Source organism: Vannielia litorea (assembly GCF_019801175.1).
In the GTDB taxonomy this organism is placed as follows: domain Bacteria; phylum Pseudomonadota; class Alphaproteobacteria; order Rhodobacterales; family Rhodobacteraceae; genus Vannielia; species Vannielia litorea_B.
Genome location: NZ_JAHVJR010000001.1, coordinates 1158474 through 1185464 on the forward strand (window position 1 = coordinate 1158474; position 26991 = coordinate 1185464).

General features: G+C 64.8%; 24 protein-coding genes. 14 read left to right on the forward strand and 10 right to left on the reverse strand.

Annotated elements, in window-relative coordinates; translation table 11 throughout:
• The first annotated feature begins 115 nt into the window (after nt 1-115).
• Nucleotides 116-1237, forward strand: a complete 1122-nt coding sequence (ispG, locus tag KUV38_RS05735; RefSeq protein WP_222469127.1) for a flavodoxin-dependent (E)-4-hydroxy-3-methylbut-2-enyl-diphosphate synthase — start codon at nt 116-118, stop codon at nt 1235-1237.
• Between the two features lie 48 nt (nt 1238-1285).
• Here ispG and KUV38_RS05740 read toward each other — a convergent pair whose 3' ends face one another.
• Nucleotides 1286-2035 carry a DsbA family protein gene (locus KUV38_RS05740; RefSeq protein WP_222469128.1) on the reverse strand — a complete coding sequence of 250 codons (750 nt, stop codon included), beginning with the start codon at nt 2033-2035 and terminating at the stop codon, nt 1286-1288.
• A gap of 123 nt (nt 2036-2158) precedes the next feature.
• On the opposite strand from KUV38_RS05740, the gene KUV38_RS05745 reads away from it, so the two are divergent.
• The gene (locus tag KUV38_RS05745) at nt 2159-3298 is read left to right on the forward strand and encodes a pyridoxal phosphate-dependent aminotransferase (protein WP_222469129.1); all 1140 of its coding nucleotides are present in this window, start codon (nt 2159-2161) and stop codon (nt 3296-3298) included.
• On the opposite strand, the gene KUV38_RS05750 is transcribed toward KUV38_RS05745, so the two are convergent.
• Together KUV38_RS05750 and purL are read right to left on the reverse strand one after the other, a co-directional pair.
• Entirely contained in the window at nt 3289-3789 is a 501-nt protein-coding gene (locus tag KUV38_RS05750) for a hypothetical protein (protein ID WP_222469130.1), read from the reverse strand. The genes KUV38_RS05745 and KUV38_RS05750 overlap by 10 nt on opposite strands.
• Nucleotides 3790-3853: 64 nt before the next feature.
• A complete protein-coding gene (purL, locus tag KUV38_RS05755) occupies nt 3854-6013 on the reverse strand; it encodes a phosphoribosylformylglycinamidine synthase subunit PurL (protein ID WP_222469131.1) in 2160 nt (719 codons plus the stop codon).
• Here purL and KUV38_RS05760 point away from each other — a divergent pair.
• Together KUV38_RS05760 and KUV38_RS05765 are read left to right on the forward strand one after the other, a co-directional pair.
• Complete coding sequence (locus KUV38_RS05760; protein ID WP_222469132.1) at nt 6012-6284, forward strand: hypothetical protein; 273 nt, start codon at nt 6012-6014, stop codon at nt 6282-6284. The two genes, purL and KUV38_RS05760, sit on opposite strands and share 2 nt — an antisense overlap.
• Nucleotides 6285-6488: 204 nt before the next feature.
• On the forward strand, nt 6489-7058 hold the full coding sequence (locus KUV38_RS05765; protein WP_222469133.1) for a hypothetical protein: 570 nt from the start codon (nt 6489-6491) through the stop codon (nt 7056-7058).
• Between the two features lie 390 nt (nt 7059-7448).
• Here KUV38_RS05765 and KUV38_RS05770 read toward each other — a convergent pair whose 3' ends face one another.
• Nucleotides 7449-8354 carry a LysR family transcriptional regulator gene (locus tag KUV38_RS05770; protein WP_222469134.1) on the reverse strand — a complete coding sequence of 302 codons (906 nt, stop codon included), beginning with the start codon at nt 8352-8354 and terminating at the stop codon, nt 7449-7451.
• A gap of 158 nt (nt 8355-8512) precedes the next feature.
• On the opposite strand from KUV38_RS05770, the gene KUV38_RS05775 reads away from it, so the two are divergent.
• The 5 genes from KUV38_RS05775 (at nt 8513) to ccmE (ending at nt 15302) form a co-directional block, all read left to right on the forward strand.
• A complete protein-coding gene (locus KUV38_RS05775; protein WP_222469135.1) occupies nt 8513-11911 on the forward strand; it encodes an indolepyruvate ferredoxin oxidoreductase family protein in 3399 nt (1132 codons plus the stop codon).
• 168 nt (nt 11912-12079) lie between these two features.
• Entirely contained in the window at nt 12080-12949 is an 870-nt protein-coding gene (locus KUV38_RS05780; protein ID WP_222469136.1) for a lysophospholipid acyltransferase family protein, read from the forward strand.
• Nucleotides 12950-12955: 6 nt separating this feature from the next.
• Nucleotides 12956-13768 carry a glutamate racemase gene (murI, locus tag KUV38_RS05785; protein ID WP_222469137.1) on the forward strand — a complete coding sequence of 271 codons (813 nt, stop codon included), beginning with the start codon at nt 12956-12958 and terminating at the stop codon, nt 13766-13768.
• Between the two features lie 36 nt (nt 13769-13804).
• On the forward strand, nt 13805-14833 hold the full coding sequence (argC, locus tag KUV38_RS05790; protein ID WP_222469138.1) for an N-acetyl-gamma-glutamyl-phosphate reductase: 1029 nt from the start codon (nt 13805-13807) through the stop codon (nt 14831-14833).
• 10 nt (nt 14834-14843) lie between these two features.
• Nucleotides 14844-15302, forward strand: coding sequence for a cytochrome c maturation protein CcmE (gene ccmE / locus KUV38_RS05795; RefSeq protein WP_222469139.1), 459 nt, complete (start codon nt 14844-14846; stop codon nt 15300-15302).
• A 144-nt stretch (nt 15303-15446) separates the two neighbouring features.
• Here the strand turns inward: ccmE and purB are convergent, their stop codons facing one another.
• Nucleotides 15447-16748: an adenylosuccinate lyase gene (gene purB / locus KUV38_RS05800; RefSeq protein WP_222469140.1), complete on the reverse strand. Its 1302-nt coding sequence runs from the start codon at nt 16746-16748 to the stop codon at nt 15447-15449.
• Nucleotides 16749-16824: 76 nt separating this feature from the next.
• On the opposite strand from purB, the gene KUV38_RS05805 reads away from it, so the two are divergent.
• Nucleotides 16825-17352, forward strand: a complete 528-nt coding sequence (locus KUV38_RS05805) for a hypothetical protein (protein WP_222469141.1) — start codon at nt 16825-16827, stop codon at nt 17350-17352.
• 32 nt (nt 17353-17384) lie between these two features.
• Entirely contained in the window at nt 17385-17969 is a 585-nt protein-coding gene (locus KUV38_RS05810) for a hypothetical protein (RefSeq protein WP_222469142.1), read from the forward strand.
• Between the two features lie 54 nt (nt 17970-18023).
• On the opposite strand, the gene ilvN is transcribed toward KUV38_RS05810, so the two are convergent.
• Nucleotides 18024-18590: an acetolactate synthase small subunit gene (gene ilvN, locus KUV38_RS05815; RefSeq protein WP_222469143.1), complete on the reverse strand. Its 567-nt coding sequence runs from the start codon at nt 18588-18590 to the stop codon at nt 18024-18026.
• 161 nt (nt 18591-18751) lie between these two features.
• Between ilvN and KUV38_RS05820 the strand changes: the two genes are divergently transcribed.
• The gene (locus KUV38_RS05820) at nt 18752-19486 is read left to right on the forward strand and encodes a hypothetical protein (RefSeq protein ID WP_222469144.1); all 735 of its coding nucleotides are present in this window, start codon (nt 18752-18754) and stop codon (nt 19484-19486) included.
• A 1-nt stretch (nt 19487) separates the two neighbouring features.
• Here the strand turns inward: KUV38_RS05820 and KUV38_RS05825 are convergent, their stop codons facing one another.
• The 4 genes from KUV38_RS05825 to KUV38_RS05840 form a co-directional block, all read right to left on the reverse strand.
• Nucleotides 19488-19940: a hypothetical protein gene (locus KUV38_RS05825; RefSeq protein WP_222469145.1), complete on the reverse strand. Its 453-nt coding sequence runs from the start codon at nt 19938-19940 to the stop codon at nt 19488-19490.
• 57 nt (nt 19941-19997) lie between these two features.
• Nucleotides 19998-21749, reverse strand: a complete 1752-nt coding sequence (locus tag KUV38_RS05830) for an acetolactate synthase 3 large subunit (protein ID WP_222469146.1) — start codon at nt 21747-21749, stop codon at nt 19998-20000.
• 486 nt (nt 21750-22235) lie between these two features.
• Nucleotides 22236-22883, reverse strand: coding sequence for a response regulator transcription factor (locus tag KUV38_RS05835; RefSeq protein ID WP_222469147.1), 648 nt, complete (start codon nt 22881-22883; stop codon nt 22236-22238).
• The gene (locus tag KUV38_RS05840; RefSeq protein ID WP_222469148.1) at nt 22880-24187 is read right to left on the reverse strand and encodes a cache domain-containing protein; all 1308 of its coding nucleotides are present in this window, start codon (nt 24185-24187) and stop codon (nt 22880-22882) included. Before KUV38_RS05840 ends, KUV38_RS05835 begins: the two co-directional genes overlap by 4 nt.
• Before the next feature lie 317 nt (nt 24188-24504).
• Here KUV38_RS05840 and KUV38_RS05845 point away from each other — a divergent pair, with 317 nt between their 5' ends.
• Nucleotides 24505-25593 carry a TRAP transporter substrate-binding protein gene (locus KUV38_RS05845; protein ID WP_222469149.1) on the forward strand — a complete coding sequence of 363 codons (1089 nt, stop codon included), beginning with the start codon at nt 24505-24507 and terminating at the stop codon, nt 25591-25593.
• A 258-nt stretch (nt 25594-25851) separates the two neighbouring features.
• The gene (locus KUV38_RS05850) at nt 25852-26940 is read left to right on the forward strand and encodes a TRAP transporter substrate-binding protein (protein WP_222469150.1); all 1089 of its coding nucleotides are present in this window, start codon (nt 25852-25854) and stop codon (nt 26938-26940) included.
• Nucleotides 26941-26991 lie beyond the last annotated feature (51 nt).

Consider the following 26991-nt stretch of genomic DNA (forward strand, 5'->3'; position numbering starts at 1 on the left):
GGTGCGCCATTGCTGCGCACCCTTCGGGGACGGTCCCGTGCGGAAATGTTCCATTGTCCCTGACGGCAACGCGGCCTATCTCTCGGGCTGACGCGAGCAATCCCCCGGAGGGTCCATGTCGATCAACGCAATCCGCCCGTGGAAGAACATCTACCGCCGCGAGAGCCGCCAGGTGATGGTGGGCAAGGTGCCGGTGGGCGGCGGCGCGCCGATCTCGGTGCAGACCATGACCAACACCGACACGAGCGACGCGAAGGCGACGATCGAGCAGGTGTTGCGCTGCGCGGAAGCGGGGGCGGATATTGTGCGGGTGTCGGTGCCGGATGAGGCCTCGAGCAGCGCGTTGAAGGAGATTGTGGCGGAAAGCCCGGTGCCGATCGTTGCGGACATTCACTTTCACTACAAGCGGGCACTGGAGAGCGCCGAGGCGGGCGCGGCCTGCCTGCGGATCAACCCCGGCAACATCGGCGATGCGAAGCGGGTGCAGGAGGTGGTGAAAGCGGCGAAGGACCACGGCTGCTCGATCCGGATCGGGGTGAACGCCGGGTCGCTGGAGAAACACCTGCTGGAAAAGTACGGCGAGCCGTGCCCCGATGCGATGGTGGAGAGCGGGCTCGACCACATCAAGCTGTTGCAGGACAACGACTTTCACGAGTTCAAGATCAGCTGCAAGGCCTCGGACGTTTTCCTGAGCGCGGCGGCTTACCAGCAGCTTGCGGAGGCCACCGACGCGCCCATACACCTTGGCATCACCGAGGCGGGCGGGCTGATGAGTGGCACGATCAAGAGCGCCATCGGCCTCGGCAACCTGCTGTGGATGGGGATTGGCGACACGATCCGTGTGAGCCTCTCTGCCGATCCGGTGGAAGAGGTGAAGGTGGGCTACGAGATCCTGAAATCGCTGGGTTTGCGCCACCGGGGGGTGAACATCATCAGTTGCCCCAGTTGCGCGCGGCAGGGGTTTGACGTGATCAAGACGGTGGAGGCGCTGGAGAAGCGGCTGGAGCACATCAAGACGCCGATGAGCCTGAGCATCATCGGCTGCGTGGTGAATGGGCCGGGCGAGGCGCTGATGACCGATGTGGGCTTTACCGGCGGCGGGGCCGGGCACGGGATGGTCTATTTGTCGGGCAAGCAGGACCACAAGATCAGCAATGACCAGATGATCGACCACATCGTGCGTGAGGTGGAGGCCAAGGCTGAGGAGATCGAGGCCAAGGCCGAAGCTGCCGAATGAAGATCGCCCGCTAGGCGGTCGATATATCAGGGGAAATTTCCAGCAGGGTTACCGGGCGTCGCGGACTTCATCGACGATGTTGGTCATCGCCTGAAGCGGAACGTAGCCGCGCAGCATCTGGTCTTCGAGCACGAAGGTCGGGGTGCCGGAGATTTGCATGGCCTGGGCAAGCGTGCGGTTTTCGGCGATCACCGCGCTGACCTCATCGGAGTTCATAGCGGCGAGGATCGGGGCCGGGTCGGTGCCCGCTTTCTCGGCCAGCGCGGTCAGGGCGGCCTCGTTGTAATCGCCGCGCATCTGCATCATCGCATCATGCACGCTCTTGTAGGCCTCGGGGCCGGCGACCTGAAGCGTGGCGATGGCGAAGCGGGAGGCGACAACCGATTGCTCACCGAGGATCGGGAATTCCTTGACGATGAAGCGGATGTTGCCATCGGCCTCGATCAGGCTCTCGACCTCGGGGAAGGCCTTTTTGCAGTAGCCGCAGCGGTAATCCATGAACTCGACGATGGTGATATCGCCGTCGGGGTTGCCGCCGACGTAGGAATAGCCGTCATTGAACAGCGCATCGGCGTGGTTGGCCACGAGGGCCACATCACCTTGCGCCTGTTCGGCAGCCTGACGCTCTTCGAGCACGCCGATGGCCTCCATCAGCACCTCGGGGTTGTCCAGCAGGTAGGCGCGGATCTCGGCGCGGAAGGTCTCGCGCTCTGCATCGCTCATTTCGCCGATCTCGAAGGCGGCGGCGGGCAGGGCGGTGAGGGCGAGAGTGGCGGCGAGGAGAGGGGCGCGGAACATATGCGTCGTCCTTTGGCTGGCGTCGTGCGGGGTGTCGCACGGTTGGGTCGGGGCCGCAAGTTCGCACGGCATTGACGGCAGGGTGCCGCTTGTTACTGGTGGGCGGAGGTTAAGGAGGCCCGCATGCGTGTTTCAAGGCGAAGTGACGTTGATCCCTTTATCGTGATGGATGTGATGGAGGCCGCGCGGGCGGCCGAGGCGGCAGGGCGCTCGGTGATCCACATGGAGGTGGGGCAGCCGGGCACGCCTGCGCCAGCCGGTGCGCGGGCCGCGGTTGCGGCGGCGCTGGAGGCCGGGCCGATGGGCTACACGGTGGCGCTGGGGCTGCCGGAGCTTCGGGCGGGCATCGCGAATTTGTATCGCCGCTGGTACGGGGTGGAGTTGAACCCGGAGCGGGTGATCGTGACGACCGGCTCCTCAGGGGCCTTCCTGCTGGCCTTTACCGCGCTGTTCGATGCGGGCGAGAAAGTGGGGCTGGGGGCGCCGGGCTATCCGAGTTACCGGCAGATCCTGCGGGCGCTTTCGTTACAACCGGTGGAGATCGAGGCGCGGCTGGCGACCCGGATGCAGCCTGCGCCGGAGGATGTACCGGAGGGGTTGGCCGGGCTGATCCTTGCCTCGCCGGGCAATCCTACGGGGACCATTCTGGAGCGGGGGGCGCTTGGGGCGCTACTGGAGCGGGCCTTGGAGGTTGGGGCCGCGGTGGTGAGCGACGAGATTTACCACGGGCTTCATTACGGCGACCGGGCGGTGAGCGCGTTGGAACTGACGGATGATGTGGTGGTGATCAATTCCTTCAGTAAATACTTCTCGATGACCGGCTGGCGCGTGGGCTGGATGGTGGTGCCGGAGGCGGACATTCGAACCTATGAGCGCCTAGCGCAGAACATGTTCATCTGCCCGCCCCATGTGGCGCAGGTGGCGGCGCTGGCGGCGCTGGACTGCGAGGAAGAGCTGGAGGGGAACCGGGCGGTTTATGCGAGGAACCGGGCGGCGATGCTGGAGGGTTTGCCGAAGGCTGGGTTCACGAGGTTTGCGCCGCCGGATGGGGCGTTCTACGTGTATGCGGACGTGTCCGAGCTGACAGGCGATAGCTTGAAGTTCTGCCAGCAAATCCTTGAAAAGACGGGGGTTGCCGTGACGCCGGGGCTGGACTTCGACTCCGCGCGGGGCGCGAAGTGGCTGCGGTTTTCCTATGCGCGGAGCGAGGCGGATATTGCCCAGGGGCTGCGGCGGCTTATCGAGGCCGTGCCTCAGATGTAATCGCGGAGGGTCGCGAGAAAGCCGGGGACGCGCTTGACGGTTTCGCCGGTGGCGGCGAGGGTCTCGGGGGTGAAGCCGTCTTCGGGCGAGAGGGCGGAAACGAGGGCGTCGCGGGCCAATTCATCGTCATCTTCCAGCCCGAGGTTCTCGGCCATGGCGAGGAGTTCCAGAGCCTCGTGGACCGATTTCATTTGCCGCAGCGCCTCTGACATCGGGGTGGCCAGCTCGGGCACGTCCTGCCAGCTCTTGCCCTCGAACACCTCTTGCGTGACCCGCTGGCCGGCGCCGTTGCATGTGTAGCGGGCGCAGCCGGAAAAGCCTTCTTCTTCAAGGTCTTCGTAGATGGAGCAAAGGTGCCGGTCGAGCTTGGGGCAGGGCAGGCCCGCGGGCTTGTCGATGGCGAAGTCCTCGCCCGCGTCGAAAGCCAGCGCCATGCAGCAGAGCGCGGCGCAGCGGGAGCAATCAGGTGTGAGGTCGGGGAGTTGGGTCATGCGATGGAGCGGGGGCGCTGCCCCCGCACCCCCGGAGATATTTGGGCCAAGATGACGGGCGGGCTCACGCGAAATTGGCAGCGAAAGTGCTGCGGTAGGTTTCGGAAAGCTCGGCGAGGGCCGCGGTGCTGCTTCCGAGGGTGACGCTGTCACCGCCGAACTTGCCCACGGTGGAGAGTGGCACGCCCGCTTGCCCGGCGGCGACCATCAGCGCCTCGGCCTTGTCGAAGGAGCAGGCGATGAGGTAGCGGGCTTGATCCTCGCCGAAGAGCGGGCCGTTGCCTGACGCGTCGATCTGGACGCCCACGCCCGCGGCCTCGGCCATCTCGAAAGCGGCGAGGGCGAGGCCGCCATCGGCGAGGTCGGTGCAGGCGGTGATGTGTTCGGCATTGGCGCGGATGAAATCGCCATGAGCCTTCTCGGCGGCGAGGTCCACTTGGGGGGCGTCGCCATCTTCGCGGGAGAAGGCCTCTGCCAGCAGGGCGGACTGGCCGAGGTGGCTGCCCTCGGCGCCGACCATTAGCAGAACGTGGCCCGCGCGGGCCTCGCCGTCGATCAGCTGGTCGAGGCTGTCGAGCAGGCCGACGGCGCCGATGGTGGGAGTGGGCAGGATGCCTTGGCCATCGGTCTCGTTGTAGAGCGAGACGTTGCCGGAGACGATGGGAGTGTTCAGCGCGAGGCAGGCCTCGCCGATGCCTTTGAGCGCGCCGACGAACTGGCCCATGATCTCGGGCTTCTCGGGGTTGCCGAAATTGAGGTTGTCGGTCGTAGCGAGCGGCAGGGCGCCCTTGGCGGAGAGGTTGCGGTAGGCCTCGGCCACGGCCTGCTTGCCGCCCTCGTAGGGGTTGGCGCGCACGTAGCGGGGCGTGACATCGGAGGTGAAGGCGAGGGCCTTCTCGGTGCCATGCACGCGGACCACGCCGGAGCCGCGGCCCGGAGGCACGGCGGTATCGGCCATGACCATGTGGTCATACTGCTCCCAGACCCAGGCCTTGTGGGCGTAGTTGGGGGAGGCGAGCAGGGCCTTGAGGCCGTCGATGGCGTCGATTTCCGGCACCGGGTCCATCTCGGCGGCCGGGGGCGTTTCGACCCAGGGGCGGTCATACTCCGGGGCGGAGCCTGAGAGGGTGGCGAGGGGCAGGTCTGCCTTGGTTTCGTTGCCGTGGATGACGAGGAAACGATCTTCGGCAATGGTCTCGCCGACGATGGCAAAGTCGAGATCCCATTTTTCGAAGACGGCGCGGGCCTCGGCCTCTTTCGAGGGCTCGAGAACCATGAGCATGCGCTCCTGGCTCTCGGAGAGCATCATTTCGTAGGCCGTCATGTTGGTTTCGCGCTGGGGGACGGCATCGAGGTTGAGCTTGATGCCGAGGCCGCCCTTGTCACCCATCTCGACGGCGGAGCAGGTGAGGCCCGCCGCGCCCATATCCTGAATGGAGATCACCGCGCCGGTCTGCATCAGCTCCAGCGTGGCCTCCATCAGGCGTTTCTCGGTGAAGGGGTCGCCGACCTGAACGGTGGGGCGCTTCTCTTCGATGGTGTCGTCGAACTCAGCCGAGGCCATGGTGGCGCCGCCGACGCCGTCACGGCCGGTTTTGGCACCGAGGTAGACCACGGGCATGCCGATCCCGGAGGCGGCAGAGTAGAAGATCTTGTCGGTGTCGGCGAGGCCGGCGGCGAAGGCGTTGACGAGGCAGTTGCCGTTGTAGGCCGGATGGAAGCGGACCTCGCCGCCCACGGTGGGCACGCCGAAGCAGTTGCCATATCCGCCGATGCCCTCCACCACGCCGTTGACGAGCTGGCGGGTTTTCGGGTGGCTCGGCTCGCCGAAGCTGAGGGCGTTCATCGCGGCGATGGGGCGGGCGCCCATGGTGAAGACATCGCGCAGGATGCCGCCAACGCCCGTGGCCGCGCCCTGATAGGGCTCGATGTAGCTGGGGTGGTTATGGCTCTCCATCTTGAAGACCACACATTGGCCATCGCCGATATCGACGATGCCCGCGTTCTCGCCCGGCCCGCAGATCACCTGCGGCCCCTCGGTGGGCAGCTTGCGCAGATGGATCTTGGAGGACTTGTAGGAGCAGTGCTCGTTCCACATGGCCGAAAAGATGCCCAGCTCGGTGAAGCTGGGGGTCCGCCCGATGATCTCGAGGATGCGTTCGTACTCATCCGGCTTCAGCCCGTGGGCTTCGATCAGGTCGGGCGTGATTTCGGGCTCGGTCATGATGGCTCCCCTGCTGCTCATGCGCCTTTTAGAAAAAGGGCCGGGGGAGGGAAAGGCGCAATTTGATCGTGGGCGCTTCAAGGCGAAGGCGGGCGATTCGGCAGCGAAGATTGACCTTGGGGAAGGCTCTCACTCACCCTCACGGACTCGTGAAAAAATGGCTAGTTTCAGGCTGTTGAGTGGCAGGAAACAGTTTTTTTATTGGAATTTTGGCTTTGTTAACCATCTCGGGCAAACCCCAATGCAGCTTGAGCGGAATTGGGGTGTTTAACATGTCAATCACAGGTTGTAGTTCTCCCTGCGTAAAGTCAAGCCCGGCTAAATCAGATTTAGGCACACTCACAGGGCGAGTCTCATGCTATGGTTACAGGGGTAACTACTACCTGTAACGAAGTGCTGGAGACTGAAAATGCAAATGATTTCAATGCAAAGTATAACCAAGTTCTGTGCCGTTTCGCTTTTCGGAGCGACCGCAATGGTGGTGCCCGCGCACGCGGGGTCCCTCGGCCACGGCGGAGGAGGTGGCGGAATTTCTGCGGAAGTTTCGCTGGGGGGCGGTAGCCTTGCTGATGTCGATGTTTCGATCGGCGGCAGCAACGGGATCAACGCCGGCGCGACCGTTGGCGGATCCAGCACCGCCGATGTGGACGTGGCTGTTGGCGGGGGTACCGGCGGTTCTGGCGGGTCCGGGGGCTCGGGTGGCTCTGGCGGTGGCGGTGCCACCGGCGGCGGCACGACCGTGACACCGGACCAGCCGACCGTGGTGACGCGGGCGGACCCGCAAGACGGGATGACGATCAAGCGTCAGACCATGTCGGACATCATCGGCATGGTGGTGCTCTCCTCCGAGGGCGCGCTGATCGGCGAAGTCATCGGGGCCGAGATGGTGAACGGGAAGATCAAGGCGCGGGTTGCGCTGGCCAATACACTCGGCGTGAAGCCGAAGGCGGTGGTTCTCTCGTTCGGAACCCGGCAGATGCGGGACAACGTGCTGCGCCTGTCGGTCTCGCGTGACCGGTTCATCCGGAGCGTGCGTAGCAGCTGACTTTGCCCCCCAGGTTGAGGCAGCGCTAAGGAGGGTGCGTCGTGCGCGGCGCACCCTTTTTCTGTGGGCGGGCGGCTGCTTTCAGCCTGCGGTTGCAAGGCGTTTACCGACCCGTCCGGGAGGGCTTGCAACCAAAAATGTTTCGGTGCAGGCTCCCGCCAAATCGGCCCCGCCCGGGCCCCCGACATCGCTGGATGAAATTCCGGTTGGACAAAAAAAGAGGCCGAGACAAGCTCGGCCTAAGTCCAACAGGGAGGTAAAAGACGCGCTGGCCGAAGCCTGTGCGCCTAATACTTCCTCATATGGTCAGGCGGCGCGCTCATTCAAGACTTAAAATGCCGCAGGTGCGAATGGCAGCCATGACTGTGGCGCATGGCACACAGCCCGGCGCTATTCAGCCGCGGCGTCTCGCACGGCCTTGCGTTGGGCCTGGATTTCGCTGGTCACGAAGTCACGGAAGGCGGCTATCCTCTTGGATTGGCGCAATTCTTCCGGGTAGGCGAGGAAGACCGGAACCTCTGAACTCTCCTCCTCGGGGAGGACTCGGACGAGGCCTGGCGTGTCGAGTGCCACATAATCGGGCAGCACACCTATACCAAGGTCGTTGATCACCGCTTGAAGCACGCCGAAGTAGTTGTTGACGGTGAGTCGCTTGGTCACGTCATGGGTTAGCAGCGAGGCGATCATCTCGGCCCCGGCGCGCACCTGAGTGGAGTGCGAGGCCTGGCTGATCAGCCGGTGTTCGGAGAGATCATCGAGATCGGCGGGTGCGCCGTAGCGGGCGACATAGCCCTCGGAGGCGTAGAGGCGCATACGCACACCCATGAGGCGGCGGCGGATAAGGTCGGCCTGTGACGGCTCTTTCATCCGGATAGCCACATCTGCCTCGCGCATCGGCAGGTCGAGCACACGCTCCTCAAGGTTGAGGTCGATCGAGAGGTCGGGATAGCGCTCGTAGAGTGCGGGCAGGCGCGGGGTGAGCCAGAGCGTGCCGAAGCCTGTGGTTGCGGTGACGCGGAGCTCGCCGAAGACTTCCTCTTCGCTGTCGCGGATGCGGGCGGCGGCGGTATCGAGCCGGCGGTTCATCACCTGTGTGGCGTCGAACAGCAACTCGCCTTGCTCGGTGAGAATCAGCCCGCGGGCGTGGCGGTGGAACAGGGTGGTGTTCAGGCTCTCTTCCAGCGCCCGGATCTGCCGGGAGACGGCAGATTGCGACAGCCCCAGCGTCTCACCCGCGTGGGTGAGGGAGCCGGCATCTGCCACGGCGTGAAATATTCTGAGCTTGTCCCAATCCATGTTTAAACTGTTCACCAAATTCAAAGCGGTTGCGGCGCAGCATCCTTATGCACGACCGGAGTGTAGTCGCAAATGGTTTACCACTTCAGAATCCTGTTTGTAGGTCAGAAATTATGACCTAATATCGGATTATGCCCGCTACTGGGAGGAAGCGCGTAATGACTAGGCAGGATATCAGTCTCACCGACCGTTTTGACCTCGAGAAATCGCCGGTTCTTTTGAATGGCACGCAGGCGCTTGTGCGCCTGATGCTGATGCAGAAGGCACGTGACAGGGCCGCGGGGCTGAACACCGCGGGCTACTGCACCGGCTATCGAGGCTCGCCGCTGGGCGGGGTGGACCAGTGGATGACCCGGGCGAACAAGGTGCTCGGCGCCAATGATGTGCGCTTCGAGCCGGGGCTGAACGAAGACCTTGCCGCAACCGCGCTCTGGGGCAGCCAGAACGCCGAACTGCGGGGCGAGGGGAAGTTCGACGGGGTCTACGGGCTTTGGTACGGCAAGGGGCCGGGGGTGGACCGCTCGGGCGATGTGATGCGCCATGCCAATATGGCGGGCACAAGCCAGCATGGCGGTGTGCTAATGGCGATGGGTGACGATCACACCGGCGAGTCCTCGACCGTGTGCCACCAGTCCGATTGGGCGCTGGTCGACGTGCATATGCCGGTGCTCAGCCCTGCGGGCGTGCAGGAGATCCTCGACTTCGGCCTCTACGGCTGGGCGCTGAGCCGCTACGCGGGCGTCTGGGTGGGGCTGAAGGTTATGAAGGACACGGTGGAGGCGACCTCGGTTGTGGATGGCCGGGCAGACCGGCTCTCGTTCGTGACGCCCGATTTCAAGCTGCCGGAGGGTGGGCTGAACATTCGGCTTGGCGACCATTGGATCGCGCAGGAAGAGCGGCTTCTGGCGCACAAGAGGTTCGCCGCGGAAGCCTTTGCGAATGCGAATAAAATCGACCACCGGATGCACGGAAAGGCGGGTGCGAAGGTGGGCTTTGTGGCCGCGGGCAAGAACTGGCTCGACCTGTGCCATGCGCTGGAGCTTCTGGGCATTGATGAGGCGGAGGCTGAGCGGCTCGGGGTGACGACCTACAAGGTCGGACAGGTCTGGCCGCTGGACATGAAGGGCTTCCACGATTGGGCCGAGGGGCTCGATGTGATCGTGGTGGTCGAAGAGAAGCGCAAGCTGATCGAGGTGCAGGTTAAGGAGGCGATCTTTGATGATCGCCGGGGTCGCCGGGTCTATGGTGGCATGAAGAATGGCGAGGTGCTGTTTCCGACCCATTTTGCGCTCGATCCCAATGACATAGCGCTCGAGCTTGGCAAGATCCTGATCGAGGAGGATTGCGGGACCGACAGGATCAAGGCCGGGATGGCCCGGATCGAAAGCGCCCGGATGGCCGACAATGCGCCCGACATCGCGGCGCGGCTGCCCTACTTTTGCGCGGGCTGCCCGCATAACAGCTCCACAAAGCTGCCCGATGGCGCCGAAGCGGGCGCGGGTATTGGCTGCCACTTCATGGCCCGCTGGATGGACCGCTCGACCGACCGCTTCACCCACATGGGCGCGGAGGGAGCCAACTGGATGGGCGAGGCGCCGTTCTCGAAACGGGAGCACCTGTTCCAGAACCTCGGGGACGGCACCTACAACCACTCCGGCACGCTGGCCATTCGCGCGGCCTTGGCGGCGGGCACCAACATCACCTTCAAGATCCTGTTCAACGATGCCGTGGCGATGACCGGCGGTCAGCCCAACGAGGGCAGCCTCTCGCCCCAGCAGATTGCCCGCGAGGTGCTGGCAATGGGGGTGAAAGAGGTCGCACTGATCTTTGACGAGAAGGAAGACGTGGATCTGGGCGCCTTTCCGCAGCAGGTCAGCAAGCATGAGCGTGCCGAGCTGGCGGATGTGCAGGAGAAGTTCAGCAAGGTCAAAGGTGTATCGGCCATCATTTATGTGCAGACCTGCGCGGCGGAGAAGCGGCGGCGGCGCAAGCGCGGCACTTTCCCGGATATCGACAAACGAGTGTTCATCAATACTGATGTCTGCGAGGGCTGCGGCGATTGCGGGGTGCAGAGCAACTGCGTGGCAATCCTGCCGAAAGAGACTGAGCTGGGCCGCAAACGCGAGATTGACCAGAGCGCCTGCAACAAGGATTTCTCCTGCCTGAACGGGTTTTGCCCCAGTTTCGTGACGATCGAGGGCGCCAAGGTGAAGAAGGCGCCGGAGAAGGCGGTGGAACTGCCCGATATGGCGGAGCCGGAGATTGGCGCCATCGAGGGCACCCATAACATCGTCATCACCGGGGTCGGCGGCACCGGGGTCGTGACCGTGGGCGCGGTGCTGGCGATGGCCGCCCATGTGGACGGCAAGGGCGTGGGCATGATCGAGATGGCCGGGCTCGCCCAGAAGGGCGGTGCGGTGCATATCCACATGCGAATTGCCGAGCAACCGGAGCTGATCAACGCGATCCGCGTGGGCACCGGCGAGGCCAATGCGGTGATCGGCGGCGATCTGGTAACGACCGCAGGCTCCAAGACCTTGGGCCTGATGCGTGAGGGCCAGACCGGGGCGGTGGTGAATGCCGCCGATATCATCACCGGGCACTTCACGCGCGACATCAACTTCAAGCTGCCGCATGACAGGATGGTGCTTGCGCTACAGGCGCGCTTGAAGGACGGATTGCAACTCTTTGATGCACAGGCGCTTTCTCGCATTCTTCTGGGCGATAGCATCTACTCCAACATGATGATCCTCGGCGCCGCGTGGCAAGCTGGGCTGGTGCCGGTGAGCCTTGCCGCGCTCACCCGCGCCATTGAGCTGAACGGCCAGGCGATAGAGGGCAACAAGCGGGCCTTCGAGATCGGTCGCTGGGCGGTGGCGCACCCGGAACAGGCGGCGGAGATGTTCGTGAGTGAGGCGCCGGCCGAGAAGAGCCTCGAGGAGCGCATCGCCTTCCGTGCGAGCCATCTGGAGGCCTGGGGCGATGCCGAATATGCCCGGCGCTACCGTGCGCTGGTGGACAAGGCCCCCGACGACGAGATGAAACTCGCCATCGCGCAGGGCTATCACAAGCTGTTGGCCTACAAGGACGAGTACGAGACCGCGCGGCTGCTGCTCGACACCGAGGCCAAGGCGGCGGAGGTCTTCGAAGGTGAGATGCGCTTCAACTACCACCTTGCCCCGCCGATCTTCGGCACCAAGGGGCCGGGTGGCCGCCCGAAGAAGCGCCAGTTCGGGCCGTGGATGCGGCGGGGTCTGAAGCTACTGGCGAAGATGAAACCGCTGCGGGGGACGCTGCTCGACCCCTTCCGCTTTGGCGCAGAGCGCAAGATGGAGCGTGGACTCATAGCGCAATACGAGGCCGACATGGGCGAGGTGCTGACCGGCCTCAATGCCGAGAACCGCGCCGCCGCACTCGCGCTGGCCGAGCTTCCGCTCACCATCCGGGGATTCGGACCGGTGAAGGAGGCCAATGCGGAGAAGGCGGCAAAGCGGCGGGGTGAACTCTTGGAGGCGTTCCGCAACCCGGGGGCGCCAATGCGGCAGGCTGCGGAGTAACCTGCTCATTTTCTTGCTGCAAATATTCCGGGGGGTGCGGGGGGCTGGCCCCCCGTTGGCACCACGTCGGATCCAGAGTGTCACACTCCGTTTACGCGACCGTCATAAAGGCTTCCCTGATCGGCCCCGCGCCCCTATCTGTCGCGCAAGAGAAGAAGGACGCCCCTCATGCACCAGGTTGCCCGCGATATCACCTATGCCAACTCGGTGCGCTCCAAGCCGGGCCGGGCCTTCGTGAAGCTGCTGGAAAACGCCACCGGGCGGATCGGGTTGATCAAGCGGGCGGATGGCTACGAGGATGACGTGGCGGGCGGGGCCGACTTTTGGGATGTGATCCGCGCGCGCTACGGGCTCTCGCTCAAGGTCACCCGCGGGAGCCTTGAGAACATCCCCCGGACCGGGCCGCTGGTGCTGGTGGCGAACCATCCATACGGCATCCTCGACGGGCTGATGATGGGGCATATCCTGAGCCAGACGCGAGGCGACTTTAGGATCTTGGCACATCAGGTCTTCAAGCGCTCGGAAGAGCTGAACCGGATCATCCTGCCGATCGACTTTGACGGCACCCGCGAGGCACAGGCGGTCAACCTTGCCACCCGCAAGGAGGCGCTGGCCTATCTGGCGCAGGGCGGCGCGATTGGCGTGTTTCCGGGCGGGACGGTGAGCACCTCGGCCAAGCTGATGTCGCGCCCGCTCGATCCGGGCTGGCGGCGGTTCACCGCCAAGATGATCGCCAAATCCGGGGCGACAGTGGTGCCGGTGTGCTTTGAGGGGGCCAACAGCCGGCTGTTTCAGTTGGCGAGCCACATCCACTCGACCCTGCGGATCGCCCTGCTGATCAAGGAGTTCCGTGCCCGGATCGACGAGCCGGTGGAAGTGGCGGTGGGCCAGCCGGTGCCGCGTGATGAAATTGTCGCCCGGGCGAGCGACCCCAAAGCACTGATGGATTTCCTGCGCGAGGCAACGTATAGCCTCTCGAACAAGCCTGTCCGTGCCCGCGAGTACGGCAAGGAATTCGAGGATTTTCACAAGGCGTAGGCCCGGATGGCGGTTGGCGTATTCGACTCAGGGATTGGCGGCCTCACCGTGCTGGATGCGGTGCAGAAACGGCTGCCCGATCAGGCGTTTGTCTACTTTGGCGATCACGCCCACAGCCCCTATGGGGTGCGCACCGCCGACAATATCCACGACCTGACCAAGGCGGCGGTGGAGCGGCTTTGGGCCGAGGGCTGCGATCTGGTGATCCTTGCTTGCAACACCGCCTCGGCCGCCGCGCTGCGGCGAATGCAGGAGGCCGGCGTGCCCGAGGGCAAGCGGGTGCTGGGCGTTTTTGTGCCGCTGATCGAGGCGCTGACCGAGCGTCAGTGGGGCGACAACTCGCCCCCGCGCGAGGTGGCGGTGAAGCATGTGGCGCTCTTTGCCACCCCCGCCACGGTGGCCTCGCGCGCGTTTCAGCGTGAGCTGGCCTTCCGGGCGATTGGCGTGGATGTCGAGGCGCAGGCCTGTGGCGGGGTAGTGGATGCCATCGAGGATGGTGACATGATCCTTGCCGAGGCGCTGGTGCACTCCCATGTGGACGCACTGAAGCGCAAGATGCCCCAGCCGCAGGCCGCCATTCTGGGCTGCACGCATTACCCGATCATGGAAGAGGCCTTTCAGGAGGCGCTCGGGCCTGAGGTGAGCGTGTACAGCCAGGCCAGCATCGTGGCCGACAGTCTGGCCGATTATCTTGCCCGTCACCCCGACAAGCGGGGCAGCGGCGAAGAGACCAAGTTTTTGACCACGGGCGATCCGCGCAAGGTGACGGATCAGGCCACGCGGTTTCTGCGACGAAAAGTTGAATTTCAGAACGCCTGAATTCAACTTATCACTCGCAAGACCAAGGACAGACCAATGACTGCACAAATCGCCATTCTGGGCGCCTCCGGCTATACCGGCGCCGAACTCGTCAGGATCATCGCCTCTCATCCGGGTATGGAGGTGGCCGCCCTTGCCGCCGACCGGAAGGCGGGGATGGAGATGCGTGACGTGTTTCCGCATCTGGCCCATCTCGACCTGCCGCAGCTTGTCACCATCGACGAGATCGACTTTGGCAAGATCGACCTCTGCTTTGCCGCCCTGCCGCATGTGACCTCGCAGCAGGTGATCCCCGGGTTGCCCGAGGGGCTGAAGGTGGTGGATCTTTCCGCCGACTTCCGGCTGCGCGATCCGGCGGCATACGAGAAGTGGTATGGCCAGCCGCATCAGGCGGTGGAACTGCAGAAGGAGGCGGTCTACGGGCTGACCGAGTTTTACCGCGACGAGATCAAGGGCGCGCGGTTTGTGGCCGGCACGGGCTGCAATGCGGCGACCGGGCTGTTCTCGCTGCTGCCGCTGTTCAAGGGCGGGCTGATCGACCCGGACTCCGTGATCCTCGACATGAAGGTGGGGGTTTCGGGCGCCGGGCGGAGCCTGAAGGAGAACCTGTTGCATGCCGAGCTGAGCGAGGGCTGGATGCCCTATGCGGCGGGCGGCAAGCACCGGCATCTGGGGGAGTTCGATCAGGAGTTCAGCAAGGCGGCGGGCCGCGAGGTTCGGGTGCAGTTCACCCCCACGCTGATCCCTGCAAACCGGGGCATCCTCTCGGCGGCTTACGTGCAGGGCGAGGCGGCGGCGCTCCATGCGGCGCTGGTTGAGGCATATCAAGATGAGCCGTTCTGCCATGTGCTACCCATGGGCCAGGTGCCCTTGACCCGCTCGATCCGGGGCAGCAACATGGTGCATCTGGGCGTGGCGCAGGAGCGGGCGAAAGGCCGGGCGACGGTGTTTGCCGCGCTCGACAACCTGACCAAGGGCTCCAGCGGGCAGGCGGTGCAGAACGCCAACCTGATGCTGGGGCTGGAGGAGACCGAGGGGCTGACGATGGCCCCGCTGTTCCCGTGAGGAGGATGGGATGGCCGGATTGAAAGGGCTGAAGAAGAAACGGCGGGTGCAGGTGCTCATGGTGGCTGCGCTTGCGTTGACGCTTTCGGCAGGCCTGATCGGCTACGGCTTTCGCGATGGCATCAACTTCTTCCGCTCTCCAAGCCAGGTCATGGAAAGCCCGCCTGCGCCGAACGAGGTTTTCCGCATCGGCGGGTTGGTGGAAGAGGGCACGATCGTCCGCGGTGAGGGCGAAACCGTGCGGTTCTCTGTCACCGATGGCGGCGCGACGGTGCCGGTTGAGTTCACCGGGATCCTGCCGGACCTATTTGCAGAGGGGCAGGGGATGGTCGGCACCGGCAGCTATGACGGGCGTGTCTTCAAGGCGACCGAGATATTGGCCAAGCACGACGAGACCTATATGCCGAAAGAGGTCGTGGACGCGCTGAAGGAACAGGGCGTTTACGTGGAGCCTGAGCCGGAAACCTAAGCGGGCGGGACAGATCCTGACCTACGGGTGTGGCATTATCTGAAACACTAGTTGACCGTGTGTTCCTGCAGAAATGTTGGGACGGTGGGGGCGCTGCCCCCACACCCCCGGAGTATTTTCAGCAAGAAAATGGACGGGATGGATTTAACCGAACACCCTTTTGAAGATCGTGTCGACGTGTTTGGTGTGGTAGCCCATGTCGAATTTCTCGTTGATCGCCTCGACGCCGAGCGCCTTGACCACGTCTTCGTCGGCCAGCAATTGCTCGCGGAAATCGACGCGCTCTTCCCAGACCTTGAGCGCGTTGCGCTGGACCATGGCGTAGGCGTCTTCGCGGCTGACGCCGGCCTGAGTGAGGGCGAGGAGGACGCGCTGGCTCATGACGAGGCCGGGGAACTTGTTCATGTTGTCGAGCATGTTCTCGGGGAAGATCAGCATCTTGTCGACAACGCCGGTGAGGCGTTTGAGGGCGAAGTCGAGGGTGATGGTGGCATCGGGGGCGATGCCGCGCTCGACGGAGCTGTGCGAGATGTCGCGCTCGTGCCATAGGGCCACGTTTTCCATCGCGGGGATCACCGTCATCCGCACGAGGCGGGCGAGGCCGGTGAGGTTTTCCGTCAGGACCGGGTTCTTCTTGTGGGGCATGGCCGACGAGCCCTTTTGGCCCATCGAGAAGAATTCGGCGCCTTCCAGCACCTCGGTGCGCTGCATGTGGCGGATCTCGATGGCGACGTTCTCGATGCTGCTGGCGATGACACCTAGCACGGCGAAGAACATGGCGTGGCGGTCGCGTGGGATCACCTGGGTGGAGATCGGCTCCGGCTTGAGGCCGAGCTGGGCGCAGACGTGCTCTTCAACCGCCGGGTCGATGTTGGCGAAGGTGCCGACGGCGCCGGAGATCGCGCCGGTGGCGATTTCGTCGCGGGCGGCGGAGAGGCGGGCCTTGTTACGGTCCATCTCGGCGTAGAAGCGGGCGAAGGTGAGGCCCATGGTGGTGGGCTCGGCGTGGATGCCGTGGGAGCGGCCGACGCGAACGGTGTCTTTGTGCTCGATGGCGCGCTTTTTCAGCGCGGCGAGCAGGCCGTCCATATCCTCAAGCAGGATGTCGGCGGCGCGGGTGAGCTGGACGTTGAGGCAGGTGTCGAGCACGTCGGACGAGGTCATGCCCTGGTGGACAAAGCGCGCCTCCTCGCTGCCGACATGCTCGGCAAGATGGGTGAGGAAGGCGATCACGTCGTGCTTGGTGACGGCCTCGATCTCGTCGATGCGGGCCACGTCGAACTCGACATCCTTGGCCTTCCAGACGGCTTCGGCGTTCTCGCGCGGGATGACGCCCAAATCGGCCATCGCGTCACAGGCGTGGGCCTCGATCTCGTACCAGATGCGGAACTTGGTGGCGGGCTCCCAGATGGCGGTCATTTCGGGGCGGGCGTAACGGGGGATCATGGGCAGCCTTTCGCGTCTGGAATGCGGTCGGGGGTCGGATACACTGGGGGGCAGGTGGCAACAAGAGGGTGCGGCGATGCGGGCCTTGGCGGCATGGCTGGTTATGGCGGGGGCGGTTTGGGCACAGCCGGTGCCGGGGTTTGAGGATGCGCCGGAGCCGCTGTTCTTTGAAGGGCTCTATGCGCTGGTCGGGGTCGACAGCGCGGGGCGGGCGCTGAATGCGCCGGTGCGGCTGGAGGTGGTGTTGCAGGGGTTGGAGTTGCGCGGCTGCGACCTTGGCGCCGGGCGGCTTGATTATGCCCGGATCGGGGAGGCGTTCGTGCTTGCGGGCCGGATGGGCGGTGAGGCGCTGTGGTGCCGGTTCAGCGTGGACCCGGGAAACTACCCGCTGCTGAACTGCGCAAACCCGGAGGGGCTGCGGCTCACGCTATGGCCGGAAGGGGAGTTTGGCGCGCGCTGGTATGTGGCTGACGCATTTTGGCTGCGCGATGGGGCAATTTGGCGGCAATTGCCGGGGTCCGGGCATTCTGTTGCCTCAGAGTTGACACAGGAAGGTGAAACACTCCGGTGCAATCGAGGAGACAAACCGGAGCAATACCGATGACACCTTTTGCCAGAATTGCCGCAGTGGCCGTTATGAGCCTTGTGATGCCCCAGCAGGTTGCGGCGCAGGTGCGGCTTGAAACCGCAGGGCGCATTGCGATTGACGCCGTAAAGGCGCTTGGGCCGAAGCAGAAAGCCGAACTGGCGTCGTTTCGGCGGTCGTATGACTACTACGGGGCGCTCTACGTGAGCACGACGGGCGATGTAGCCTACGGGCATGCGGGGGCCAGCTCGATGGCGGCGGCGCAGACCATCGCCCGGATGGGCTGCGAGCGGAAGGCGCAGGCGCGCTGTGTGCCGCATGCCGTGATCGCGCCGCGGAGCGTGAACGAGGGGCCGAATGGGCGTTTTGACAACTCCGGCACCTTGGCCAACGTGATGGTCGACCGGTTCAACAAGCTTCAGCGGGGCCGTTGGACGGCATTCGCCGCGGCGCCCGAGGGCGCTTGGGGCGCGGCGACCAACCTGCCGCGCGGCTCGCAAGCGGAGGCGCATGCGCTGGGGCAGTGTCGGAGCTCGGCTGCCAAGGCGCGGCGGAGCTATCCGGCGGCGATGGCACGGGCGATGGACCGGCGCGGACTGTTCCGCTGCCGGACGGCGCTGGTGCTGGAGAAGTAACCAGAGGTTTGAGGCGAGGGCAGGGGCGGGAGGCTTCCCGCCCTGCGCGTGCGCTTAGCCCTTTTCGCCGCGCGAGAGCGCCACGACGCCGGTGCGGGCGATCTCGGTGAGGCCGAGAGGACGCATCAGGTCGGCAAAAGCGTCGATTTTCTCGGAGGGGCCGGTCATCTCGAAGATGAAGCTCTGAAGCGTGCTGTCGACCACATTGGCGCGGAAGATATCGGCCAGCCGCAGCGCCTCGACCCGCTTTTCGCCCTCACCGGCCACCATGAAGAGGGCCAGTTCACGCTCGACGGCGGGGCCTTCTACGGTGAGATCGTGAACATCGTGGACCGGCACGAGGCGGCCGAGCTGGGCCTTGATCTGCTCGATGATCGAGGGCGTGCCGGTGGTGACGATGGTGATCCGAGAGCGGTGGCCTTCATGGTCCACCTCGGCCACGGTGAGGCTCTCGATGTTGTAGCCGCGCCCGGAGAACAGGCCGATGACACGTGCCAGAACGCCCGCCTCGTTCTCGACCAGCACCGCGAGAGTGTGGGTTTCGATCACCTCGGCGTTCGGGTCTTTGAGGTCGTAGGCCGAGTGCTTCGACAGGCCTTTTTTCAATTTCAGCGCGGCCATGTTTGGCTCCTCCTCGATCTGGGCGTGGTTTTGCGGCTGGGCCGCGGATTGTCAATGGCGGGTGTGGGGCGTAGCCTTGCGAGGTTGACGCAAGGGAATGTGCGATGGACGGGCCGGGGCGGCCCTGCCCCTATTGTGGGGGTGAGGCAGCCGCACAGGGATTGGATGTAATCGGACATTGCGGCGCTCCGCTTTGTGCGGTGGCCCGCAGCCGGGCGCTGGCGGAAGAGGCCGCAGTGGAGCGGCGCCGCGAGGCCGAGGTGGCGCGGGAGGCCGTGGCCGGGGCGGTGGCGTCGGTGCTGGAGCGCGTCGAGGCCGAGACGGGCGAGGCGCCCCTGCTCTGCGCCGTCCCGCACAGGGTGCCGGTGCTGGTGCCTGCGGAAGAGAGCCGACGTGCGGCTTTTTTGGCCCATGTCGCGGCGCTTTGTGACGAGGCTTTCAGTGTTGACGAGGCCGAGATTGGCGCGGTCTATGACCGGGTGGCGCAGGAGCCGGAGGAGCCCGATGTGGTGGGTCCGGCCTGTGCCAGTTGCCGGGGGAGTTGCTGTATCCGGGGCTACAGCCAGATGGCCTTTGTGAAGCTGGGCACGATCCAGGGGTTTCGCCGGGCGGAGCCGGGGCTGACCCGCGAGGCGCTGCTGGCGTGTTATGAGGCCCATTTTCCCGAAGAGAGCAGTGAGGGGGGCTGCTTGTTTCAGGGGCCGATGGGGTGCAGCTTGCCGCGCAGCTACCGGGCGGGGCTGTGCAACACCTACCATTGCGAGTTGCTCGATGCGCTGATCGAGGAGACCGACGGCGCCGAGGGGCCGGTGGTGGTGGCCGCCACCGATGAGGCGGGGGTGCAGGTGGTGAGCGTCATGGCGCCGGATGGCCGCTGGGAAGAGGTGGAGCACTAGTTCAGAGCGCGAGGACACGGTCATACCCCTCGAAGAAGCCTTGGGTATCGGCCTGAAGCAGGCCTTTGTGCTGACTGGCGACCCAATCCCAGAATGGGTCCAGATCATCCATCACCTCGTCGGTGGTGCGGCCCTGCCAGAGCACCTGCGCCGCGAGGATGGCGGTGCAGCCTGTGAGCACGCCGCGCACGAGGGCGACGTCGCCCTGGCCCTTGCCGGCATCCAGCGCCTCGATGAACTCGCCTGTTTCATCTGCGAAGAGCGGCTTGTCGGGCAGGGTGAGGTCGAGCGCAGCGCAGAGGGTCTCACCGGCGAAAAGCTCGGCCTCGCGCGGGCCTGCCTCGGGTGCGAGGTGGCGCAGGCTGTGGCGGGGCAGGGTGGATGGCAGCGCGGCGGCCAGATCAGCAAGGCCGGGCGCGGGGCTGGTGAAGAAGAAGCGCATGTAGTGCGACATGGGAAAGGCCCGGTGCAGGGCGCCCGCCGGGGGGACGGGCGCCGCTGGGATGCGTGATCAGACGAGGACCGCGCCGCCTTCCTTGATGGCGTCGGAGGTGGAGGCGCCGGAAAGCAGCATCTTGTTGTGCGGCTCGCCCGAGGGGATCATCGGCAGGCAGTTCTCGTGCTTTTCGACGAGGCAGTCGAAGAGCACCGGGCCGTCATACTCCAGCATCTCCATGATCGCGTCGTCGAGATCGGCGGGGTCGGAGATGCAGATGCCCTTGGCCCCGAAGGCTTCAGCCAGCTTCACGAAGTCGGGCAGGCTTTCGGACCAGCTGTGCGAGTAGCGCTCGCCGTGCAGCAGCTCCTGCCATTGGCGAACCATGCCCAGACGCTCGTTGTTGAGGATGAACTGCTTGACCGGCAGGCGATACTGCGCGGCGGTGCCCATCTCCTGCATGTTCATCAGCCAGCTTGCCTCGCCCGCCACGTTGATGACCAGCGCATCGGGGTGGGCGATTTGCACGCCAATGGAGGCGGGGAAGCCGTAGCCCATCGTGCCCAGCCCGCCGGAGGTCATCCAGCGGTTGGGGTCTTCGAACCCGAGGAACTGGGCGGCCCACATCTGGTGCTGGCCGACCTCGGTGGTCACGTAACGGTCGCGGCCCTTGGTGAGAGCTTCCAGACGCTCCAGCGCGTATTGCGGCTTGATGGTCTTCTTCGACGGCTCGTAGGAGAGGCAGCGCACCGCTTTCCAATCGGCGATCTGCTTCCACCATTTCTCGAGGCCCGCCTTGTTGGTCTTGCGGCCACGGCTCTTCCAGATGCGGAGGGCGTCTTCGAGCACATGGGCCACATCGCCGACGATGGGCATATCGACATGGATCACCTTGTTGATCGAGCTTGGGTCGATGTCGATATGGGCCTTCTGGCTGTGCGGCGAGAAGTCCGACACGCGCCCGGTGATCCGGTCGTCGAAGCGGGCGCCGATGTTGATCATCAGGTCGCAGCCGTGCATGGCGAGGTTGGCCTCGTAGAGACCATGCATGCCCAGCATCCCCAGCCAGCTTTTGCCGGAAGCCGGGTAGGCGCCGAGGCCCATCAGGGTGGAGGTGATGGGGAAGCCGGTTTCATCGACGAACTCGCGTAGCAGCTGGGAGGCCGCCGTGCCGGAGTTGATGACGCCGCCGCCGGTGTAGAAGATCGGGCGCTCGGCCTCTTCCATTGCCTCGACCAGCGCGGTGATCATCTCGGCATCGCCCTTCACCTTGGGCGCATAGTGCGACTGCATCTTGGCGGGCGGCGTGTAGGTGCCGGAGGCGAATTGCACATCCTTGGGGATGTCGATCAGCACCGGGCCGGGGCGGCCCGAGGTGGCGACGTGGAAGGCCTCATGGATGGTCTGGCCGAGGTCGTCGGTGTCTTTCACCAGCCAGTTCATCTTGGTGCAGGGGCGGGTGATGCCGACGGTGTCAGCCTCCTGAAAGGCATCGGACCCGATGGCGAAGGTGGGCACCTGCCCGGTGAGGACGATCATCGGGATGCTGTCCATCAGCGCATCGGTGATGCCGGTCACGGCATTGGTGGCGCCGGGGCCGGAGGTGACCAGAACAACGCCGGGCTTGCCGGTGGAGCGGGCATAGCCCTCGGCGGCATGGGTCGCGCCCTGCTCGTGGCGGACGAGGATGTGGCGAATGTCGTTCTGCTGGAAGATCTCGTCGTAGATCGGAAGGACCGCGCCGCCGGGATAGCCAAACACGACTTCCACACCCTGATCCTTCAGGGCCTGGACCACCATTTTTGCTCCGGTCATCTGACGTGCCATTTTTTCGATCCTCTCAACTGGCGTCATCTTCGATTCGCATAAAAAAACCCCCGATCTCGGTCGGGGGCGCATGGGTGAAGTCATTGAGCTTTCCGGTGGTTACCGGCCCATGCGCCTTTCTCCTACGATGACAAGAAGGGTATCCACCTTGCCGGGTCTCCTGATGCTTTCGTGCGAAGTGGATACGGCGTGGCGGCGGGGGCGTCAACAGGGTTTGTGGAGAAAATTTCGCGGCGAGCGGAAATTGGGTAATTTTGTTTCTGTGGGCGCGGGGTGCGGGTGGTCTCGCGCGTTGCCGGATGGGGCGAGGGGGGAACCCCGCGGGCGCCGGGCACGTTGAGCAGCCAACGCGCGCCGGTTCTGCGATGCCGGACCATGGCGCCCCCAGCAACTCAGGAGACCCCCATGAACCGCATCATCTACCTCGTCGGCCTTGTTGTCATCGTCCTCGCGATCCTGTCGTTCATCGGCCTCGGCTGAGCCCGGTCAGAACTTGCCCGTGCCCTGCAACACCCCGTGCTCCATTGCGTAGCGCGTGAGGCCGGCGGTGGAGGAGATGCCCAGTTTAGCCCGCAGGTTCTTGCGGTGGGTCTCGACGGTGCGCACCGAGATATCGAGTGCCAGTGCCACCTCCTTGTTCGATTTGCCCTGTGCCAGCTGCAGCAGGATCGTCTGCTCGCGGTTGGTAAGTTGTTCCACCCCGTTCCGTGTGGCTGGGCGCAGGGAGGCTGTTGCGCCGGTGCATAGGTAGCGCTCGCCGCGCATGACGGTGTCGATTGCGGTCTTGATCTCTTCGGTGGGCACATCCTTGAGGATGTAGCCCATCGCGCCATGCGAGAGGGCGGAGGAGATATAGCCGGTGCTGTCGTGCATCGAGAGGATCAGCACCCGCGTTTCGGGGCGACGCTCCAGCAGAAGTTCGGTGGCGGTGAGGCCGCCGAGGCCGGGCATGTTGAGGTCGAGCAGCACCACATCGGGCGCGAGGGTTTCAATGGCGTCGACGATCTCCTGCCCGCAGCCGAAGGTGCCGACGACCTCGATATCGTCATAGGTCTGAAGGATCGCCTGCACCCCCTCGGCGACCATCTGGTGATCGTCGACGATGGCCACGCGGGTGGGGCTGGGGTGGCTCATGCGCTTGCCTCTCTTGCATCTTCGGGGGGCAGCATATGGCTCAACGGGACCTGAGCTTCAATCACCGTGCCGCTGCTGCTGGACATGACTCGAAGGGTGCCGCCGAGATGCTCGATCCGTTCGGCCATGTTGCGCAGGCCCATGCCGGCACTTTCGGGGCTTGAGGTGACCTCGCCGATGCCGTTGCCGTCATCCGCGATGCGCATGAGCGCGCCGCGCCGGTGGCCGCGCAGATTGACGGTGACGCGCTGTGCCCCGGCGTGGCGCTCGACGTTGGTGAGTGCCTCTTGCGCGATGCGGTAGAGCGCGATCTTGGCCTCTTGGTCCAGCCGGTTCCGGAAGACCACGGTTTCGAACTCAACCTCGATGCCGGTGCGGGCGGCGAAGTTCTCTGTCAGCGCCTGAATGGCCGGGCCGAGGCCGAGGTCATCTAGCAGGCCGGGGCGCAGGTCTCGGCTGATGCGGCGGACCTCCTGAATAGCGCCGTTGAGGCCGGAAATCCCCTTGTCGAGGCTTTCGACGGCGGCGGTGTCTCCGGCAGCCATGCGGCGCTTGGCCAGCTCGAGCGCGTAGCGGATGGCGACGAGCAGTTGCGAGATGGAATCGTGGAGCTCGCGGGCGACCCGGCCGCGCTCCTCCTCCTGCGTGTCGAAGACCCGCTGGGTGAGGGCCTTCAGCTTGTTGTCGGCCAGCCGCCGCTCGGAGATGTTGAGCGCGAGGCCGGGCAGGAACACAAGTAGCAAAGCGCCGAGGGTGATGATGGCGATCCACAAAAAGGTGGAGCGGACCCGCGCCTCGGTTTGGGCGCGGGCGGCGGCGACCGAGGCCAGAACGTCATCGAGAAAAACACCGGTGCCGACGGCCCATTGCCAATCTTGCAGGCCGCCGGTGTAGGAGATCATCAGCGCCTCCTCTCCGGTCGAGGGCTTCTTCCAGAGATAGGTGTGGTAGCCGCCGCCCTTGCGGGCCTCCTCGATCAAGCGGTCGACGACGGGGGTGCCGGCGCTGTCGGCCAGCCCCTGCCAGTTGCGGGTGATCAGCTCGGTCTGCAGCGGGGCGACGAGATTGGTGCCTTCGTAGTCGTAGACGTAAAAGTAGCCATCGGTGCCGTAGGTCATTGCCGCGAGGATCTGGGTGACGCGGGTCTTGGCGGCGCGGTCGCTGGGGGTAGCGGCGGCGTATACGGAATAGAAGGCGGCGCGGGCGAGGGTGACGTAGTTGCGCAGCTCGGCCTTTTTGGCCTCGATCAGCTGGGTCTCGAGAGCCGCGATCTCGCGTTCGGCGAGCTGGCGGGATTGCTGCATCACCAGCAGCGAGATGGCCGAGACTGCCAGCAGCAGCGGCAGGGTTGCCAGCAGAAAGAGCTTTTGGGCGTAGCTGGGAGCAAGGCGGATATCGAGATGTCGCAGAAGGCGTTTCAGCTGCCTGGCTCCGGGCTTTGACGGGCGATGAGAGAGTGGCCTGCCGGGACGGGGAGGTCAATCATCGCGTGGCTGGCAAGGCCTTTGGCGGCTCTCTACGCAGTTGTTGGTATTTGAAATCCCCGGGCTTGTCGCTAGGCTGCGCCGCACAAGAAGGGAAAGGCCCGGAGAGGACCGGGCCTACAAATGGGAGGAACACGATGGATCGTCGTTCATTTCTGAAGACATCCGCCCTTGGTGGCGGTGCGGCTGCGGCCACCACTCTGGCCGCTCCGGCCTACGCACAGGGCAACCGGACGCTGACCATGGTCACCACCTGGCCGCGCGGTCTTGCCGGTGTTTGGGACTCGGTGGAACGGGTTGCCAACAACATCACCGCCGCGACCGATGGCCAGATCACCGTTGAGCCCAAGGCCGCTGGCGAACTCGTCGGCGCTCTGGAAAGCTTTGACGCAGTCGTGTCCGGCCAGGCCGACATGTACCACGGCGCGGACTACTACTGGGTCGGTCAGCACCCGGCATGGGCGTTCTTTACCGCTGTGCCGTTCGGCATGACCGTGCCCGAGCTGATGACCTGGTACTACGGCCAGGACGGCATGGCGCTGCACCACGAGCTGGGCGAAGTGTTCGGCGTGCGCGGCTTCATCGCCGGTCAGACCGGCGCCCAGGGTGGCGGCTGGTACCGCAACGAAGTGAATTCTGCCGATGATTTCAACGGCATGAAGTTCCGTATGCCCGGCCTCGGCGGCGAAGCGCTCTCCAAGCTGGGTGCTTCGGTGCAGGTGCTTCCGGGCGGCGAGATCTACCAAGCCCTGTCGACCGGCGCGCTGGACGCGACCGAGTGGATCGGTCCGTGGTCGGACGAGAAGCTCGGCCTGCAGGAGGTCTGCGACTACTACTACCCCGCCGGCTTCCACGAGCCCGGTGCGGCGCTCTCCGTGGGCACCAACCTCGAAGTCTTCAACGAGCTGACCCCGAGCCAGCAGAAGATCATCGAGCTGGCCTGCGCCGATGCGCACCAGGCCAACTACGCCCAGTTCATCGCCAACAACGGCCCGGCGCTGTCGCGCCTGAAGGCTGGCGGCACGCAGGTGAAAGAGTTCACCCCGGACGTGTGGGATGCCTTCGGCAAGGCCTCGACCGAGCTGCTTCAGGGCTACACCTCGGACGACCTGTTCGCGAAGATCCACACCAGCGCGATGGACTCGATGAAGTCCTCCTCGGGCTGGCTCTCGGTCTCCGACAGCTTCTACGCCACCCAGCGCGACCGCGTTCTGGCGGCGATGTAAGCCACGCGCCGCCCACACGTGGGGCGGCAATCCTTCGGCCGCGGGCAGGGAACTGCCCGCGGTCTTTCATGCCGGAGCGGCTCTGAGGCGCAAGCCTGCAGAATCGCACGACAAAAGCATGAAGTTCGGAGCGGATTTCAGAATGGATGACAAGGGCAAGTTGATGTTGCGCGCATATTTTCTGCCGATAGGGTGCGGCCTGCGCCGCGCCTTCGGATGCGCCGGCGCGTCCTGACATCCACCAGAGGAGGACAATCCGTGGATCGACGCTCATTTCTGAAGACTTCCGCCCTCGGGGGCGGTGCCGCAGCTGCCAGCACACTGGCCGCGCCGGCGCTGGCCCAAGGCGGCCGGACCCTGACCATGGTCACCACCTGGCCGCGCGGCCTGGCCGGTGTGTGGGACAGCGTGGAGCGCTTCGCCAACCGTATCACCGAGATGACCGACGGCGCTCTGACCGTTGAGCCCAAGGCCGCTGGCGAACTCGTCGGCGCTTTCGAGAGCTTCGATGCCGTCGTGTCGGGGCAGGCCGACATCTACCACGGGGTCGATTACTACTGGGTCGGCCAGCACCCGGCCTGGGCCTACTTCGCGGCCGTGCCCTTCGGGATGACCGCCGCCGAGATGATGACATGGTACTACGCCGATGGCGGCGCGGACCTGCACAAGCAGCTTGGCGAAGTCTTCGGCATTCGCCCGTTCCTTGGCGGTCAGACCGGCGCGCAGGGCGGTGGCTGGTTCCGCAACGAAGTGAATTCTGCCGATGATTTCAACGGCTTGAAGTTCCGCATGCCGGGCCTCGGCGGCGAGGTTCTCGCCTCGATGGGGGCCTCGGTGCAGGTGCTTCCGGGTGGTGAGATCTATCAGGCCCTCTCCACCGGCGCGCTGGATGCGACCGAGTGGATCGGCCCGTGGTCGGACGAGAAGCTGGGCCTGCAGGAGGTCTGCGACTTCTACTATCCGGCGGGCTTCCACGAGGCTGGTCCGGCGCTGTCGATCGGGATGAACCTCGAGGTCTTCAACAGCCTCACCCCGGCGCAGCAGCTGATGATCGAGACCGCCACGGCGGAAGGCCATCAGGCCAACTACGCCCTGTTCACCGCCAGCAACGGCCCGGCGCTGCAGCGCCTGCAGGATGGCGGCACCGAGGTTCGGGAGTTTGCCGACGACATCTGGGACGCCTTTGGCGCCGGTGCGATGTCGGTTCTGGGTCAGTACCTTGAGGATGACATGTTCCGCGAAATTCACGAGAGCGCGCAGGCCTCGATGAAGGCGTCTTCGGGCTGGCTTTCGCGGGCAGAAAGCGCTTATACGCGGCAACGCGACCGGGTTCTGTCTTCGCTCTGAGGCGCGGAACCTTTAATCAGAAGGCAGGCCCGCAAGGGACCTGACGCAACA

Bases quoted from the DNA above. Each gene is read 5' to 3' on its own strand.
- KUV38_RS05830 (WP_222469146.1), bottom strand. From the start codon at position 21,749: ATGGCACGTCAGATGACCGGAGCAAAAATGGTGGTCCAGGCCCTGAAG.
- KUV38_RS05840 (WP_222469148.1), bottom strand. From the start codon at position 24,187: ATGCAGCAATCCCGCCAGCTCGCCGAACGCGAGATCGCGGCTCTCGAG.
- KUV38_RS05835 (WP_222469147.1), bottom strand. From the start codon at position 22,883: ATGAGCCACCCCAGCCCCACCCGCGTGGCCATCGTCGACGATCACCAG.
- KUV38_RS05770 (WP_222469134.1), bottom strand. From the start codon at position 8,354: ATGGATTGGGACAAGCTCAGAATATTTCACGCCGTGGCAGATGCCGGC.
- KUV38_RS05765 (WP_222469133.1), top strand. From the start codon at position 6,489: ATGGTGGTGCCCGCGCACGCGGGGTCCCTCGGCCACGGCGGAGGAGGT.
- purL (WP_222469131.1), bottom strand. From the start codon at position 6,013: ATGACCGAGCCCGAAATCACGCCCGACCTGATCGAAGCCCACGGGCTG.
- KUV38_RS05780 (WP_222469136.1), top strand. From the start codon at position 12,080: ATGCACCAGGTTGCCCGCGATATCACCTATGCCAACTCGGTGCGCTCC.
- KUV38_RS05805 (WP_222469141.1), top strand. From the start codon at position 16,825: ATGCGGGCCTTGGCGGCATGGCTGGTTATGGCGGGGGCGGTTTGGGCA.
- KUV38_RS05740 (WP_222469128.1), bottom strand. From the start codon at position 2,035: ATGTTCCGCGCCCCTCTCCTCGCCGCCACTCTCGCCCTCACCGCCCTG.
- ccmE (WP_222469139.1), top strand. From the start codon at position 14,844: ATGGCCGGATTGAAAGGGCTGAAGAAGAAACGGCGGGTGCAGGTGCTC.
- KUV38_RS05750 (WP_222469130.1), bottom strand. From the start codon at position 3,789: ATGACCCAACTCCCCGACCTCACACCTGATTGCTCCCGCTGCGCCGCG.
- murI (WP_222469137.1), top strand. From the start codon at position 12,956: ATGGCGGTTGGCGTATTCGACTCAGGGATTGGCGGCCTCACCGTGCTG.
- argC (WP_222469138.1), top strand. From the start codon at position 13,805: ATGACTGCACAAATCGCCATTCTGGGCGCCTCCGGCTATACCGGCGCC.
- KUV38_RS05845 (WP_222469149.1), top strand. From the start codon at position 24,505: ATGGATCGTCGTTCATTTCTGAAGACATCCGCCCTTGGTGGCGGTGCG.
- KUV38_RS05760 (WP_222469132.1), top strand. From the start codon at position 6,012: ATGATGGCTCCCCTGCTGCTCATGCGCCTTTTAGAAAAAGGGCCGGGG.
- KUV38_RS05775 (WP_222469135.1), top strand. From the start codon at position 8,513: ATGACTAGGCAGGATATCAGTCTCACCGACCGTTTTGACCTCGAGAAA.
- ispG (WP_222469127.1), top strand. From the start codon at position 116: ATGTCGATCAACGCAATCCGCCCGTGGAAGAACATCTACCGCCGCGAG.
- KUV38_RS05825 (WP_222469145.1), bottom strand. From the start codon at position 19,940: ATGTCGCACTACATGCGCTTCTTCTTCACCAGCCCCGCGCCCGGCCTT.
- ilvN (WP_222469143.1), bottom strand. From the start codon at position 18,590: ATGGCCGCGCTGAAATTGAAAAAAGGCCTGTCGAAGCACTCGGCCTAC.
- KUV38_RS05810 (WP_222469142.1), top strand. From the start codon at position 17,385: ATGAGCCTTGTGATGCCCCAGCAGGTTGCGGCGCAGGTGCGGCTTGAA.
- purB (WP_222469140.1), bottom strand. From the start codon at position 16,748: ATGATCCCCCGTTACGCCCGCCCCGAAATGACCGCCATCTGGGAGCCC.
- KUV38_RS05745 (WP_222469129.1), top strand. From the start codon at position 2,159: ATGCGTGTTTCAAGGCGAAGTGACGTTGATCCCTTTATCGTGATGGAT.